Below are 14,680 nucleotides of genomic sequence, written 5' to 3'. Positions count from 1 at the left end.
GATGCGGGTCTGGATTATTACAACCACAATCTGGATACCTCACCTGAGTTTTACGACAAGATTATCACCACCCGTACCTATCAGGATCGTCTGGATACCCTGCACAACGTGCGTGAATCCGGTATGAAAATCTGCAGTGGCGGGATTCTGGGTATGGGTGAAACAGCAACTGACCGCATTGGTTTGTTGCGTCAGTTGGCTAACATGCCGGTACCGCCGGAAAGTGTGCCGATCAATATGCTGGTGAAAGTGAAGGGTACGCCGCTGGAAAATGCCGATGATCTGGACAACCTGGACTTCCTGCGTACTATCGCTGTGGCACGTATCATGATGCCAGCGTCTCACGTACGTTTGTCTGCAGGCCGTGAAGCGATGAGCGATGAAATGCAGGCGATGGCGTTTATGGCCGGTGCTAACTCCATCTTTTACGGTGAGTGTCTGCTGACCACGCCAAACCCTGAAACACATCGTGACCTTCAGCTGTTTAAGCGTCTGGGCATTAACCCGGAACAGCGTATCTCTGAGAACGACGAAACACAGCAGCAGGTGATTATGAAAGATCTGCAGAAGCAGCAGGATAGCTCGCACTTCTACGAAGCCTGATCACCTCCTGATCATATTTACGCAGGTTCGCTTTCATCAGAGAGCCTGCGCACCTTCCTCTGTTGATCGGATCTGCTTATGTCATTTGATCAGTTACGGGATGAACTGACCGCCCGTAAATCCCAATCCCTTTATCGTCAGCGGCGTATGCTGGAAAGCCCTCAGGCCCCTGAAGTACAGGTGGACGGCAAACGTTATCTGGCGTTCTGCTCTAACGACTATCTTGGCCTGGCCAACCACCCGGATGTGATTCAGGCGCTGAAACAGGGCGCTGATCAGTACGGTGTGGGGGGCGGTGCGTCTCATCTGGTGAACGGTCATAGTCTGGCACACCATGAGCTGGAAGAAGCGCTGGCCGAATTTACGGGGCGTCCGCGTGCGCTGCTGTTTTCCACCGGTTACATGGCTAACCTCGGCGCAGTGAATGCCTTGCTGGATAAGCGTGATGCGGTATTTGAAGACCGTATCAACCATGCCTCTCTGCTGGATGCGGGACTGCTGAGCGGGGCTCGCTTTCAGCGTTATCTGCATAACGATGCACAGAGCCTGACCCAACGTCTTGAGCGCAGTGATGCCCGTCGTAAGTTGGTTGTCACCGACGGCGTATTCAGTATGGACGGAGATATTGCCGATCTGCCTGAGTTGTGTAAAAGCGCAAAAGCCCAGAATGCCTGGGTGATGGTGGATGATGCGCATGGCTTCGGCTGTGTCGGCAAAGGTGGTCGGGGCTGTGTCGAGCATTTTGATCTCGGACAAGATGACGTGCAGGTGCTAGTGGGCACGCTGGGTAAAGCCTTTGGCACGGCAGGGGCCTTTGTTGCCGGTAGCGAAGAGCTGATCGAAACATTGGTACAGCACGCACGGACCTATATTTACACCACCAGTATGCCGCCAGCCGTAGCGATGGCGACACTGGCGAGCCTGAAAATCCTGCGCGACGAAGAGTGGCGTCGGGATAAGCTGGCTGCACTGATCAAGCAGTTCCGTGACGGTTGTGAACAACTGGGACTGGAATTGATGGATTCGCCGACACCGATACAGCCGATTATGGTCGGGGATTCTGCTGAAGCGATGCGCATGAGCGCCGCGATTGAGGCTGAAGGCATTTTTATCGGTGCAATTCGTCCACCGACTGTACCGCAGGGCAGTGCCCGGCTGCGTGTGACGTTCAGTGCAACCCATACCGAAGCGCAGGTGACACGCTTGCTGGATGTACTTGAAAAAGTGAGTCAGAAACGTGATTAAACTGTACACGGAAACCTGTGGAAATCCGTCAAAGCCTGATCTGGTCTTACTGCATGGCTGGGGAATGAGCTCCTCTGTCTGGCAAACGGTTATGCCGTTGCTGGAGCAGCACTTCAAGCTGACATTGATTGATCTGCCTGGATTGGGGCAATCGCCTGCATTGGAACCTGAGTTTACGTTTGATGCTGCGGTTGATGCGTTGTTGGATGCGGCGCCAGAACGGGCCCATTGGCTGGGTTGGTCCTTGGGTGGCCAGCTTGCTGTTGCGGCTGCGGCTAAAGCACCGGCACGTATTTCGGCGTTGATCACGGTGGCGTCTAACCCATGTTTTGTTGCTCGAAATGATTGGCTGCCAGCGATGGCGACCGATACTTATACCGGCTTTAAAGATGCGCTGAACGATAATCCGACGAAGACGCTGACCCGCTTTATTATGTTGCAAACTCAAGGGGCCGACGCCGGTCGAGACACCCTGAAACTGCTCAAACAGCTGGTTAAAGAAGGTTCGCACGCCGCACTGGCACCTGCGCTGACCCTGTTAGAGACCGATGCACGTGCATCGCTGGTCGATGTGAATCAGCCAGTACTGATGCAGTTTGGTGATAAGGACCTGTTGGTTCCGGTTGCCGCTGCTGACGCTTGCGCGCACATCAACGACGGCGTGAAAACGACCGTTTATGATGGCGCAGGTCACCTGCCATTTATCTCCCATTCCAAGATGTGGAGCGATGAGGTCATCAGTTTCTTGGCGAGCGTGTCTGAATGAGTCCCTCAGCCTTTGATAAAAAGCGCGTCGCTGATTCTTTCAGTCGTGCTGCCAGCTCTTATGATTCCGTTGCGGAACTGCAACGGGATGTAGGGCATGAACTGCTGACGCGCTTGCCTGACACCCAGCCGGAAGTGGTGATGGATCTGGGCAGTGGCACAGGGTATTTCACTCCACGCCTCAAACAACGTTATCCACAGGCGTTTATGATCAGTCTGGATCTGGCGGAGGGGATGCTTAATTTCTCCCGCGAGCAGCGTCCGGTTGATGATACCGTGTGGTTATGTGGCGATGCAGAAGCGCTGCCGCTGGTAGATAATTCCGTTGACCTGATCTTTACCAGCCTGGCGATTCAGTGGTGTGAACAGACCGATCGTCTTTTCTCAGAAATCTGCCGAGTGTTAAAGCCCGGTGGCCGTTTTGTGTTCAGTACACTGGGTCCGGACACACTGCATGAGCTGCGTACGGCGTGGGCTCAGGTAGATGATCTGATCCATGTTAATCAGTTTATCGACTGGTCTGAGATGAAAGCGGACGTGCCTGAAATGCTGCATATCGATACCATCGAAACTGAATTCCGCGTCTGCCGGTACGCCCGCTTACGTGATCTGACCAATGAGTTAAAAGGCATCGGTGCCCACAATATGAATGCCGGTCAGCCTTCTGGTTTGACCGGTCGGGCACGGGTCAGGGCGTTTAGTGAAGCCTATGAAGCGCAACGGCACGCGGAAGGATACCTGCCTGCCACTTACCAAGTGTATTACGGCGTTTTCAGTAAGCGTCAGACAAATTAAGCGAAACTAATATGGCGAAGAGAAGCTTTTTTATTACCGGCACAGATACTGATGCAGGTAAAACCATTGTAACCGCCGGTTTACTGGCTGCGGCCAACAAGGCTGGCAAGCGGACGATTGGTCTGAAACCTGTGGCTGCTGGCTGCGAAGATACTCCAGAGGGTTTACGCAACTCTGATGCGGTGTTGCTGCAAGAAACCGCCAGCGTGAAGCTGAGTTACGATCAGGTGAACCCAATTGCGTTTGAGCCTGCGATTGCACCGCATATCGCAGCGATGCGAGAAGGTCGTATGATGTCTGGTGAGCGTATTGCGGCGTACTGTCGTGGCGCGATGATGCAACCCGCTGATTTGGTGCTGGTGGAAGGTGCGGGTGGTTGGCGTGTTCCGCTGAGCTACCGTGAAACCATGGCGCAGATCCCTAAATCGTTGCAGGTTCCGGTGATTCTGGTGGTGGGGATGAAGCTGGGGTGTATCAATCATGCATTAATGAGTGCAGAAAGCATCTCGCGTGATGGTATTCCGCTGGCCGGTTGGATCGCGAATCGCATTGATGCTGATATGGAGTGCTACGAAGAAAATCGTGACACCATTGCCAATATGTTGCGTGCTCCCATGTTGGCGGAGATCCCTCATGTTGCTGATCCGACACCGGATAATATCGCTGAGTTTATTGATATTGATCGGCTGTTTGCTGGCTAATTAGTGACCAGGTTCTGATTCTGGTCTACACTCCTTTCTGGAAGTATGACTATTTGTAGTGATTTCATCCTTTGATGAATGTGCTGCAGAGTATGATGGAAGGTTGAGAGGAGGTCCTATGAACGTCACCAATGCACTGCAATCCGGCGTAATCGGACAAAACAGAACCATGGATAATGTCGCTAAGGCATCCGGGGATCTGCATGGCAGCGGAAAATCTGACCATGCCGAGGAAGCAACCGGGCGTGAACCAGCCAGTGTCAGTGCGGTAAAAGATACCACTGTGCAGGAAGCGGAAGCGGCAACCACCAAAGTTGTTACACCGACCTCCGAAACCGTGGGCGGCAATATCAATATTCACGTCTGAGCCTGTCAGATGGAATTGTTTGCGGCTGGCGCGTTAATCCCACCACTCCTATCCTCACCCGCGGTTACACCTGCGGGTGATCGTGCTATTCAGCCTGATAAAACCACCTCAGTTGGGATCCCATCGACTGACCTTGAAAGCGCAGCTAAGCCCGCAACCGATTCGGCTGCCGGGCGCAAAGCTGATGGATCAGAAAAGGATCAGGGGCAATCCGCAAACGGTTCTGCGACTCAGCTATCTGAAGAAGAGCTCAAAGTTGTTCAGGAGCTGGAAGCCCGTGATCGTGAAGTCCGGCAGCACGAGCAGGCGCATGCGTCTGTGGGTGGTCAGCATACGGGCGCTCCTTCGCTGGAATATACTCGGGGGCCGGATGGCCGTATGTATGCCACGGGAGGTGAGGTGAGTGTTGATACCTCGGCGGTGGCGAATGATCCCCAAGCGACCATTGAGAAAATGCGTACCGTGATCGCAGCCGCGCTGGCACCGGCGGAGCCTTCAACGCAAGACCGTCAGGTCGCTGCGAAAGCGCAAGCCTTGCTGACAGAGGCGCTTGCTAGCTTATCGCTAGAAGAAAATGCACAACAGCAGGATGAAGCCGATAATACGGAAGCGGCGAAAGAGAGTGGTCAATCTGAACCAGGTATGTCACCCAACCGCGTATCCCGTGATGCTGCAGTCAGCGATGTTACGGCTGAAAATAACGTATCACAGAAACCGGCGCAAAACGGTGTGCCAACGTTGGATAATATCCAGTTGGAGATGGAGCGTCGGTTAGTCGAGACCGGTGTGTTCAGTAAAGTATTTCCTGAAGGCAGTCTGATCGAACAGCAGGTCTAAGCTGGCGGTTCTCGCTTTCCCGCTTTCCCCAAGCTCTTTAGAGCTTCTTAGTTCTCTAAAAATCCCAGGACAATTTTTCCGAAAATAGACGGCTTTTCGGCATGTGGCCAGTGGCCGGCACCTTGCATGAGTTTGTAGCCTGTATTCGGAAACAGGCTAAGCACCTGATCTTTGTGTTCTGGCAGAATATAGCTGGATTCGGCACCTTTGATAAACAGGGTTTTTCCCTGAAATGGAGAGCCTTGCGGTGCGGCACCGATCGTGTCGTACTGATCATGCAGCACATCCAGATTCATGCGCCAGTCGAACTGCTTTTCAGTATTGCGGTAGAGGTTTTTCAGCAGAAATGCACGGACCCCAGGTTCGGCCACGTGTTGAGCCAGTTGTTTGTCCGCTTCGCTGCGTGACTTTAGCTGATCCAGCTGGATCGCATACAACCCTGCAAAGACATCCTGATGATGTGGGCTGTATTCAACCGGAGCGATATCCACGACGATTAACTTGCGGATACGGTCAGGATAATTCAGCGCCAGCTGCATAGCGGCTTTCCCCCCCATCGAGTGCCCGAGAATATGGGCGTTCTCTATACTCAGGTCATCCATCAACTCAACAATATCCGCGGCCATGGATGGGTAATCCATGATCGGGTCATGGCCTGAACGACCATGGTTGCGCATATCCACTGCGACCACCTGAAAATGTTCTGACAGTGCTTTGATCTGCGTACCCCAGTTTTCATAGGTACCAAACAGGCCATGCATGATGATCAGCGGTTCACCGTTGCCATAGATCTGGTGGAATAGTTTCACAGGGAGGTATCTCCGGATGAAGAGTGTTAAAGGAGGGGAGGTACCAGCCGGTGCGATGACCGGCTGGCAAACGTGAAGCGGCTTACAGAATTTCCAGCAGCTCTACGTCAAATACCAGTGCGGAGTACGGAGGAATGCCGCCAGGGGAACCCTGAGCACCGTATGCCAGGTTGTAAGGGACATACAAACGCCATTTAGAGCCTTTGGTCATCAGCTGCAATGCTTCAGTCCAGCCAGCGATAACGCCGCCTACAGGGAATTCAGCTGGCTGACCGCGGTCGTAGGAGCTATCAAAGACTTTACCGTCGATGAATGTGCCGTGGTAATGTGTGCGAACTTTGGAGCTGGCAACAGGTTTTTCGCCATCAGCTTCACCCGCTTCAACGACTTCGTACTGCAGACCGGATTCCAGAGTGACAACACCTTCACGTTTAGCATTGTCTGCCAGGAACTCTTCACCCGCTTTTACGAACTGTTCTGCCTGCTTCTGCTGTTCTTCCTGCAGACGCTGGTTGATAACGTCAAAAGCAGCCTGAATTTCGCTGACTTCGATTGCCATCGCTTCGCCGTTAAAAGAATCGCGGATACCTGCGGAGAGTGCATTCAGGTCTACGCCTTCAAAGCTGTTGCTTGCCAGCTGATCGCCCATCTGACGACCGATGCCGTAGCTCGCTTTCTGTTCGGTTGTTTCCAGTTTCAGTTCGGACATGTTGTCTGTTCCAGAGATGTTAAGACCGGCGGTGCGTCGGCCTGATTAGTTGTTGAGAAATAATATTGGGTCGACGCGCACATTATTCAAGCTTACGCTCCAATGAAGATGTGGTCCGGTAACGCGGCCAGTCTTTCCGATCAGACCAAGCGTGTCACCGGTATTGAGTTTGTCGCCCGGTTTTACGTCGATCCGGCTCATATGGCAGTACATGGTGGTCAAACCCTGTCCGTGGTCCATGATGACCGTATTGCCATTAAAAAAGTAATTGCCGGTGGTGAGCACGGTGCCTGAGGCGGGAGCCGTAATCGGTGCGCCGAGTGGGGCTGCGATATCCAATCCACTGTGAGGGTTGCGGGGTTGTTTATTAAAAAAGCGCTTCAGGCCAAATGGGCTGCTGAATGGGCCTTTTGCGGGCAGGGCAAAAGTGACAGGAGGTTGAGCGATGGGATCCCAGTGCTTGAACGCACCGACCATCTCAGCTTTTTCCCGTCGCCAGCGTTTGACCTGCTCAGGGTCAGGATTCACGTGTTTCTTATTTTTAATGGTCAAATACTGCGCTTTGTACTCTTTATCCTCGATCGTAAACGGATACTTTTCGCCGCCCGCTGAAATCACCAGCTTCTGTGCTGATTTTGCTTTGAGTGGGATACCAACAACGGCCAGCCAACGCGTCTGATTTTCGTAGGCAGTCCCTGTGGCACTGACGACCATCACGCGATTTCCGCGAAAATCAGCTTTTGGCGCTGTGGTGGAAACAAGACCGGACAGTGGTACCACGGCGATTCCGCCCGGGACTCGAGATTCTTTGGGTAGATCACCCGCATAAAGGGCGGTGCTGAGGATCAGTGCCAGCGATGTAGTCACGAGCGGTTTCATCAAGCGCATCAGTTATTCTCCGTAATAATATCGTCGACGGTGCATTGCAGGCGGCCCTGTTGCAAACGGGCCTCTATGCGGTCCCCGGCCTGGACCTGTTGGCTATCGTGTATGACCTTTCCTTGCGTGTCGTGGATAATGGCATAGCCTCGATCCAGGGTGGCCAGAGGGCTGACCGCATGCAAGCGACCGGCTTGTCCCTTCAATTCCATGCGAGCTTGTAACAGTCGAGTATGCAGTAGTTGTTGCAAATGCTGATACGACTGCTGCACCTGTTGGCGGTAACGGCTGATCTGTTGATTGGGTTGTTGATTGTTCAGACGCTGCTGTAGTTGGTCCAGCCTGGTTCTGCGTTGATTCAGGCGTTGATGGATCGCGCGTTGCATTCGCTGTTCCAGATCATCCAGTCGCTGTGATTGCTGTCTTAGCTGATCACCCGGATGACGCAGGCGGGCACGCAGTGCATGAAGGCTTTCTTGTTTCGTTCGCAGCTGGCGTTGCAGTTGCAGCGATAAGCGCTGGCGTGACTGGTTCAGACGCAGTTGCAGGTTGCGCTGATCCGGACTCACCATCTCGGCGGCGGCTGAGGGTGTGGGCGCGCGGACATCGGCAACAAAGTCGGTAATGACGACATCTACTTCGTGTCCCACCGCGCTGATCACCGGAATCTGGCTGTTAAACACGGCGCGGGCCACCGGTTCTTCGTTAAAGGCCCAGAGATCCTCCAACGATCCACCGCCACGACCGACGATTAATACATCACATGCGTTGTGCCTGTTGGCAAGTTCAATTGCCCGTACAATTTGCGCCGTGGCGTCTTCACCTTGTACTGCGGTCGGGTACAGCGTGACCGGTAATCCGGGGAAGCGGCGCTCCAGAACGGTCAGGGCATCGTGTACAGCGGCTCCTGTAGGCGAGGTGATAATACCAATATGAGAGGGATGGTCGGGCAGTGGCTGTTTGTGCTGGCTATCAAACAGACCTTCGTGATGCAGGCGTGCTTTTAACTCGTCATAAGCCTGCTGCAATTTGCCTGACCCGCTTTCCTCCATATAGTCACAGATCAGCTGATAATCACCGCGACCTTCATAAAGGCTGACTTTAGCGCGGACAATCACCCGGTCGCCGTTCTTGGGTTGATACTTCAAGAAATGGCTACGGTTTTTGAACATGGCGCAGCGAACCTGGGCCTTGCTGTCTTTTAATGTGAAATACCAGTGGCCAGAACTGGGGCGAACAAAATTGGAGAGTTCGCCTTCCACGCTGATCATCAGGAAGGAACGTTCAAGTAGGGAGCGTGCCTGTTTGTTCAGCTCGGTGACTGAAATCGCCCGCGTGGTGTTTTGATTATCGCTATACATGGCGCTCATCTTAAACCAAGTTCAGGGTTGGCTGAATCGCCTTGAGGGGGGAATAAGTGCTTTATCTTTCGGTACTTGAGTTTGGGTCATATTGGGATATGAATTTATCGTTGCATATTGCGTTGGATGGATTGAGCAAAAAGTCTAATGGCTGTATAATTCCGCTCTTAATTTTTTCAACGAAATACAGGTTGGCTGCGAATGTTGCGAATCGCTGAAGACGCACTTACTTTTGACGATGTGTTGCTGGTTCCGGGCTACTCAGAAGTACTGCCCAAAGACGTTTCCCTTAAAACCCGTTTGACTAAGGGTATCGAACTGAATATCCCGCTGGTATCTGCGGCGATGGATACAGTGACTGAATCTCGTCTGGCGATTGCGATGGCTCAGGAGGGTGGTATTGGTATCATCCATAAGAACCTGACCATTGAACAGCAGGCAGAAGAAGTTCGCCGTGTGAAGAAATATGAAGCAGGTGTCGTGAACGATCCTGTGACCTGTTCTTCCGATATGACGGTAGGTGAGCTTCATAAGCTGGCCGCTCAGATGGGATTCTCTGGTTTCCCTGTGATCGATAATGGCGAGCTGGTGGGTCTGGTGACCAGTCGTGATATGCGCTTTGAAAATCACCTGGATGCAACAGTAGCGTCAATCATGACGCCAAAAGAGCGTCTGGTGACGGTTGAAGAAGGTGTGGATAAAGATAAAGTCCGCAACCTGCTGCGTAAGCACCGCATTGAAAAGATCCTGGTCGTTGATGAAGACTTTAAACTTTGCGGCATGATGACCGTGAAGGACATGAACAAAGCCAAGGCATATCCAAATGCGGCTAAAGATGGTCAGGCTCGCCTGATCGTTGGTGCGGCTGTGGGTACGGGCCCTGAAACACCTGATCGCGTAGAAGCGCTGGTGAATGCCGGTGTTGATGTGATTATCGTTGATACTGCGCATGGCCACTCCAAAGGTGTAATTGATCGTGTCGCCTGGGTTAAGCAAACTTTCCCTCAGGTACAGGTGATTGGCGGTAACATTGCGACAGCTGAAGCGGCCATTGCGCTGGCTGAAGCGGGTGCAGATGGTGTTAAGGTGGGCATCGGCCCAGGTTCTATCTGCACAACGCGTATTGTGGCGGGCGTTGGTGTGCCGCAGATTAGTGCGGTGGCTAACGTTTCCGCTGCACTGGAAAAATACGGTATTCCGGTCATAGCGGACGGTGGTATCCGTTTCTCTGGTGATCTGGCAAAAGCGATCGTTGCAGGTGCTTCTGCAGTGATGGTGGGCTCTATGCTAGCAGGTACCGATGAGGCGCCGGGCGAAGTTGAGCTGTTCCAGGGTCGTGCTTTTAAATCCTACCGTGGTATGGGTTCGCTGGGTGCAATGGGTCAGACAACGGGTTCTTCTGATCGTTATTTCCAGGACGCAAATGCAGGCGTAGAGAAGCTTGTACCGGAAGGCATTGAGGGTCGTGTACCTTGTAAAGGTCCGATGGCCGGTGTTGTGCACCAGCTGATGGGCGGTGTGCGTGCTTCCATGGGTTACACCGGTAGTGAAAGCATTGACGTAATGCGCTCTGTACCACAGTTTGTACGAATCACTAACGCTGGTATGGCTGAGAGCCACGTCCATGACGTGAGCATCACTAAAGAAGCGCCAAACTACCGCGTCGGTTAATTTTTATCCATTATGACGAATGGGGTGGTGTGAACCGCCCCATTTTCGTTTCAGATCCTCCACTGGAGTGACAGTAGATGACACAAGATATTCATGCTCAACGCATTCTGATTCTGGATTTCGGTTCCCAGTACACGCAACTGATTGCACGTCGTGTACGTGAGATTGGTGTTTATTGTGAGATTTACGCCTGGGACCTGGATGATCAGGCTATTCGTGATTTTAATCCAAAAGGGATTATTCTGGCGGGTGGACCTGAGTCTGTAACAGAAGGTGAATCACCACGTGCACCGGATGTGGTATTTGAGCTGGGTGTTCCTGTTCTGGGTATTTGCTACGGCATGCAGACGATGGCCGCACAGATGGGCGGTAAAGTTGAAACTTCTGAAAAGCGTGAGTTTGGTTATGCGAAGGTACGCTTGGAAGATAGCCCAAGTCGTTTGCTGGAAGGTATCGAAGATCACCTGGCGAACAATGGCTCCCTGCTGTTGGATGTCTGGATGAGCCACGGTGATAAGGTCACCGAGCTGCCTGAAGGCTTTGGTATTATCGCGTCTACCGATTCCGCGCCAATTGCTGCGATGTGCCACCCAGAGAAGAACTTCTATGGTGTGCAGTTCCACCCGGAAGTAACGCATACCAAACAGGGTGGTCGTATTCTGGAGCGCTTTGTTCTTGAGATCTGTGGCACTGAAGCGTTGTGGAATCCAGCAAACATTATTACTGACCAGATTGAAAAAGTACGCAATCAGGTTGGAGATCAGAAGGTTCTGCTGGGTCTGTCCGGTGGTGTGGATTCTTCAGTTGTCGCTGCGCTGTTGCACAAAGCGATTGGTGACCAGCTGACCTGTGTGTTTGTCGATAACGGTTTGTTGCGCAAACACGAAGGTGATCAGGTGATGGACATGTTCGCGAAGAACATGGGCGTACGTGTCATCCGTTCCGACTCTGAAGAGCTGTTCCTGGGGCGTCTGGGTGGTGAAAGCGATCCAGAGAAAAAACGTAAGATTATCGGTAATACCTTCATTGAAGTATTCGATGAAGAAGCGACTAAGCTGCAGGATGTGAACTTCCTGGCGCAGGGTACGATCTACCCTGACGTGATCGAGTCTGCTGCATCCAAAACCGGCAAGGCGCATGTGATTAAGTCGCACCACAATGTGGGTGGTTTGCCTGATGACATGGCGATGGAGCTGGTTGAGCCTCTTCGTGAGTTGTTTAAAGATGAAGTCCGTAAGCTGGGTCTGGAACTGGGTCTTCCATACGATATGGTGTACCGTCATCCATTCCCAGGTCCGGGTCTCGGCGTGCGTATTCTGGGTGAAGTGAAGAAAGAATATGCGGATATCCTGCGTGAAGCCGATGCGATCTTCATTGAAGAGCTGCACAAGGCTGATTGGTATCACAAGACCAGCCAGGCATTTGCCGTATTCCTGCCGGTGAAATCTGTAGGTGTGGTGGGTGACGGTCGTCGTTACGAGTACGTGGTTGCATTGCGTGCAGTTGAAACGATCGATTTCATGACCGCTCGCTGGGCGCATCTGCCTTACGAGTTGCTGGAAACGGTATCCGGGCGCATTATCAACGAGATTCCTCACATCTCTCGTGTAACTTACGATGTAAGCTCTAAGCCACCTGCGACGATTGAGTGGGAATAATCACAACAGATTATTTGTCATAATAAAAACCCGCTGATGCGGGTTTTTTATTGCGTAGAATATGGGTTCGCATACAGCGGTATGCGAGTGAAGAGCGGGGCAGATAGGAGTGGGTTGTTATTCCATGAGTGATGAGATGCAGGCACAGCAAGATAATCACTGGATGCAGTGTGCGTTGGCGTTGGCCGAGTGTGCGGCGGAAGCGGGTGAAGTACCGGTAGGTGCTGTGGTTGTGCTGGATAATCAAGTGATTGGTGAGGGTTGGAATCAGCCGATTAGCAGTCATGATCCAACGGCCCATGCTGAGGTATTGGCCTTGAGGGATGCTGCGCAGAAGGTGGGTAACTACCGCTTGGTTGACGCGGACCTCTATGTCACGATCGAGCCATGTACCATGTGTGCGGGGGCGATGGTGCATGCGCGGGTGAGACGGGTTGTTTATGGCGCGTCAGAACCTAAATCGGGTGTCGCTGAAAGCAATGGGCAGTTGCTGGAACAGCCCTGGATGAATCATCGGGTTGAGGTAACCGCGGGTGTGTTAGCAGATCAATGCAGCGAGCGGATCAGTTTGTTCTTTAAGCAGCGTCGTGCAGAAAAAAAAGCGGCTAAACAAGCGGCAGCAAAGTCATCATCACAGGATGGGGGCTAGGCGTTTATTCAGAGTGCCAGCGGTGGTGTTTTAAGCTTGCTCAGTTTCTTTTCACTCTCGGTCATTTCGCGGGGGGTTAGGTGTTGTGCTTCTCGCATCTGGCGTAACTGTACTTCCCATCGAATCAGTTCCAGATATCGCTGGATATTCTTAACGTAAATGACTGGCTCGTAGCCGCGGGCGTACCCTCGTTTCACAGTTTTATAGTAGCGGGCTTTGGTGAGCAGAGGTAAAAACTCACGCACATGGTCCCAGCGGTTGGGATCTTTGCCTGCGCGCTGCGTCAGGATGCGGGCGTCTTCGAGATGACCGAATCCTACGTTGTAACTGGCCAGCGCAAACCAGATTTTATCTTCTTGTCGTACCCGTTCCGGGATTTTCTTAATCACTTTCTGAAAGTAGCGGGCACCGCCGCGAATACTTTGTTCGGCATCGGTACGATCTGTCACGCCGACCTCCTTCGCCGTTGCTTTGGTCAGCATCATGACACCGCGCACGCCGGTAGGGGATACCGCTTTGCTGTTCCAGTGTGATTCCTGGTAAGCAATAGCGGCTAGCAGTTGCCAGTCGATCCCCGTTTCAGCTTCGGCATCATGAAAGTAGGGTGCCAGCAGGGGGAAGCGTTCTTCCATCTGTTTTCGAAAGGTCACGGTATCGAAGAAATTGAGCCGGTTTTCTCGCTGAAGGTATTTTATCTTCAGTCTCTCAATCAGCTGCTCGGTTTCCGGTTTCTGGAAGAAACGTTCAAGTGCCAGTTTTAGTGAGTTGTCCGGGTGTGGCGAGTACATCCAGGCGAGGGGTTGAGGCTCGGTCAGAGGGATGCTTTTGTTGACGCCTGGGAAATATGAGCTGTGCGATTCGTAAGTCACGGTATCCATGACAGTGAAATCAATAGTGCGCTTGTGGACCTGCTCCAGCAGATCGATCGTAGAGCTGTCAGGGCTTTCCGTCCAGGTCAGTTCAGGGTTGCCTGCTTTTAGTGTTTGCAGGGCCTCAATATGGCTGCTGTTAGCGGGGACCACTAACGTGCGCCCCTTAAGATCATCCAGGGTTTTAGGTGCCGGACGGCCTTGGGTAATTCGGTAGATCAATGCTGAGCTGGTCTGCAGATAAGGTGGTGCAAAGGCAAACTGTTCAAGGCGTTGCGGGGTGACCGTGAGATTGGCACCGGCAAGGTGTGCATCGCGATTTTTTATAATGGTGAATATTTCGCTGAACTTAGGCGCGAGTACAACCTCAAGCTTAACGTTGATGAAACTGGCGAAGGCCTGGGCTAGCTCATATTCGAAACCGGCAGGGTCGCCTTTTTCGAGGAAATAGGTGCTCGGTGTATTGCGCGTCACGAATTTCAGGCTGCCGGATTCTCGGATGGCCTGAAGCTCGGTTTTACTGTTGTAGCTAAGGATGGCAGGGGTGATCAGTAGGATCATAATCCCGATTACATGCACTACATCTTTCTTGCGTTTAAGATCAAACAACATAAGCGCGCTATTTCTGGTATCCCATAGGGTGTTTCAGGTAAAATTACTGCCTGATTTTCTCCTGTAACCACGGCCTGCCCGACAACCTTTTAAGAGGCTTGTAAAAAACATGCTAGCATTGCGTGGAGCACCTGCTCTTTCTGCTTTCCG

15 protein-coding genes are annotated in these 14,680 nt (G+C 52.4%); 10 read left to right on the top strand and 5 right to left on the bottom strand.

What is annotated here, in order from left to right; all coding sequences use genetic code 11:
* From bioB to ABYW01_RS04035, 7 genes are all read left to right on the top strand, one after another.
* Positions 1 to 603 (top strand): biotin synthase BioB (gene bioB, locus ABYW01_RS04065; RefSeq protein ID WP_372831249.1); only part of this gene is annotated, 603 nt, incomplete at its 5' end.
* 78 nt (positions 604 to 681) lie between these two features.
* A complete protein-coding gene (bioF, locus tag ABYW01_RS04060; RefSeq protein WP_372831248.1) occupies positions 682 to 1,848 on the top strand; it encodes an 8-amino-7-oxononanoate synthase in 1,167 nt (388 codons plus the stop codon).
* On the top strand, positions 1,841 to 2,614 hold the full coding sequence (gene bioH / locus ABYW01_RS04055; RefSeq protein WP_372831247.1) for a pimeloyl-ACP methyl ester esterase BioH: 774 nt from the start codon (positions 1,841 to 1,843) through the stop codon (positions 2,612 to 2,614). Before bioF ends, bioH begins: the two co-directional genes overlap by 8 nt.
* On the top strand, positions 2,611 to 3,408 hold the full coding sequence (gene bioC / locus ABYW01_RS04050) for a malonyl-ACP O-methyltransferase BioC (RefSeq protein WP_372831246.1): 798 nt from the start codon (positions 2,611 to 2,613) through the stop codon (positions 3,406 to 3,408). The genes bioH and bioC overlap by 4 nt, the downstream gene beginning before the upstream one ends.
* Before the next feature lie 11 nt (positions 3,409 to 3,419).
* Positions 3,420 to 4,109, top strand: coding sequence for a dethiobiotin synthase (bioD, locus tag ABYW01_RS04045; RefSeq protein ID WP_372831245.1), 690 nt, complete (start codon positions 3,420 to 3,422; stop codon positions 4,107 to 4,109).
* A 118-nt stretch (positions 4,110 to 4,227) separates the two neighbouring features.
* Positions 4,228 to 4,476 carry a hypothetical protein gene (locus ABYW01_RS04040; RefSeq protein WP_193952043.1) on the top strand — a complete coding sequence of 83 codons (249 nt, stop codon included), beginning with the start codon at positions 4,228 to 4,230 and terminating at the stop codon, positions 4,474 to 4,476.
* 9 nt (positions 4,477 to 4,485) lie between these two features.
* Positions 4,486 to 5,313 (top strand): putative metalloprotease CJM1_0395 family protein, encoded by an 828-nt coding sequence (locus tag ABYW01_RS04035; RefSeq protein WP_372831244.1) that lies wholly within the window; start codon positions 4,486 to 4,488, stop codon positions 5,311 to 5,313.
* A 47-nt stretch (positions 5,314 to 5,360) separates the two neighbouring features.
* On the opposite strand, the gene ABYW01_RS04030 is transcribed toward ABYW01_RS04035, so the two are convergent.
* The 4 genes from ABYW01_RS04030 to xseA form a co-directional block, all read right to left on the bottom strand.
* On the bottom strand, positions 5,361 to 6,122 hold the full coding sequence (locus ABYW01_RS04030) for an alpha/beta fold hydrolase (RefSeq protein ID WP_372831243.1): 762 nt from the start codon (positions 6,120 to 6,122) through the stop codon (positions 5,361 to 5,363).
* Positions 6,123 to 6,204: 82 nt separating this feature from the next.
* Positions 6,205 to 6,831 (bottom strand): FKBP-type peptidyl-prolyl cis-trans isomerase, encoded by a 627-nt coding sequence (locus tag ABYW01_RS04025; protein ID WP_372831242.1) that lies wholly within the window; start codon positions 6,829 to 6,831, stop codon positions 6,205 to 6,207.
* 45 nt (positions 6,832 to 6,876) lie between these two features.
* Positions 6,877 to 7,719 (bottom strand): peptidoglycan DD-metalloendopeptidase family protein, encoded by an 843-nt coding sequence (locus ABYW01_RS04020; RefSeq protein WP_372831241.1) that lies wholly within the window; start codon positions 7,717 to 7,719, stop codon positions 6,877 to 6,879.
* The gene (xseA, locus tag ABYW01_RS04015) at positions 7,719 to 9,071 is read right to left on the bottom strand and encodes an exodeoxyribonuclease VII large subunit (protein WP_372831240.1); all 1,353 of its coding nucleotides are present in this window, start codon (positions 9,069 to 9,071) and stop codon (positions 7,719 to 7,721) included. The genes ABYW01_RS04020 and xseA overlap by 1 nt, the downstream gene beginning before the upstream one ends.
* A gap of 201 nt (positions 9,072 to 9,272) precedes the next feature.
* Between xseA and guaB the strand changes: the two genes are divergently transcribed.
* The 3 genes from guaB to tadA all read left to right on the top strand — a co-directional run bounded on the left by guaB (position 9,273) and on the right by tadA (position 13,049).
* Complete coding sequence (gene guaB, locus ABYW01_RS04010; protein ID WP_372831239.1) at positions 9,273 to 10,742, top strand: IMP dehydrogenase; 1,470 nt, start codon at positions 9,273 to 9,275, stop codon at positions 10,740 to 10,742.
* A gap of 77 nt (positions 10,743 to 10,819) precedes the next feature.
* On the top strand, positions 10,820 to 12,400 hold the full coding sequence (guaA, locus tag ABYW01_RS04005; protein WP_372831238.1) for a glutamine-hydrolyzing GMP synthase: 1,581 nt from the start codon (positions 10,820 to 10,822) through the stop codon (positions 12,398 to 12,400).
* A 124-nt stretch (positions 12,401 to 12,524) separates the two neighbouring features.
* Positions 12,525 to 13,049 carry a tRNA adenosine(34) deaminase TadA gene (gene tadA / locus ABYW01_RS04000; RefSeq protein WP_372831237.1) on the top strand — a complete coding sequence of 175 codons (525 nt, stop codon included), beginning with the start codon at positions 12,525 to 12,527 and terminating at the stop codon, positions 13,047 to 13,049.
* A gap of 8 nt (positions 13,050 to 13,057) precedes the next feature.
* Here tadA and mltF read toward each other — a convergent pair whose 3' ends face one another.
* Entirely contained in the window at positions 13,058 to 14,530 is a 1,473-nt protein-coding gene (gene mltF / locus ABYW01_RS03995; RefSeq protein ID WP_372831236.1) for a membrane-bound lytic murein transglycosylase MltF, read from the bottom strand.
* Positions 14,531 to 14,680: the final 150 nt, after the last annotated feature.

The sequence above is a fragment of the Pontibacterium sp. genome, assembly GCF_041587635.1.
Classification (GTDB): domain Bacteria; phylum Pseudomonadota; class Gammaproteobacteria; order Pseudomonadales; family Balneatricaceae; genus Pontibacterium.
The sequence above is the reverse complement of the archived record's forward strand: the minus strand, read 5'-3'. Positions and strand labels throughout refer to the sequence as shown.

Excerpts from the sequence above, each read along its gene's own strand:
- ABYW01_RS04040 (WP_193952043.1), top strand. The coding sequence starts at position 4,228 with ATGAACGTCACCAATGCACTGCAATCCGGCGTAATCGGACAAAACAGA.
- tadA (WP_372831237.1), top strand. The coding sequence starts at position 12,525 with ATGAGTGATGAGATGCAGGCACAGCAAGATAATCACTGGATGCAGTGT.
- guaB (WP_372831239.1), top strand. The coding sequence starts at position 9,273 with ATGTTGCGAATCGCTGAAGACGCACTTACTTTTGACGATGTGTTGCTG.
- bioD (WP_372831245.1), top strand. The coding sequence starts at position 3,420 with ATGGCGAAGAGAAGCTTTTTTATTACCGGCACAGATACTGATGCAGGT.
- ABYW01_RS04025 (WP_372831242.1), bottom strand. The coding sequence starts at position 6,831 with ATGTCCGAACTGAAACTGGAAACAACCGAACAGAAAGCGAGCTACGGC.
- bioC (WP_372831246.1), top strand. The coding sequence starts at position 2,611 with ATGAGTCCCTCAGCCTTTGATAAAAAGCGCGTCGCTGATTCTTTCAGT.
- ABYW01_RS04020 (WP_372831241.1), bottom strand. The coding sequence starts at position 7,719 with ATGCGCTTGATGAAACCGCTCGTGACTACATCGCTGGCACTGATCCTC.
- xseA (WP_372831240.1), bottom strand. The coding sequence starts at position 9,071 with ATGTATAGCGATAATCAAAACACCACGCGGGCGATTTCAGTCACCGAG.
- guaA (WP_372831238.1), top strand. The coding sequence starts at position 10,820 with ATGACACAAGATATTCATGCTCAACGCATTCTGATTCTGGATTTCGGT.
- ABYW01_RS04035 (WP_372831244.1), top strand. The coding sequence starts at position 4,486 with ATGGAATTGTTTGCGGCTGGCGCGTTAATCCCACCACTCCTATCCTCA.
- bioF (WP_372831248.1), top strand. The coding sequence starts at position 682 with ATGTCATTTGATCAGTTACGGGATGAACTGACCGCCCGTAAATCCCAA.
- mltF (WP_372831236.1), bottom strand. The coding sequence starts at position 14,530 with ATGTTGTTTGATCTTAAACGCAAGAAAGATGTAGTGCATGTAATCGGG.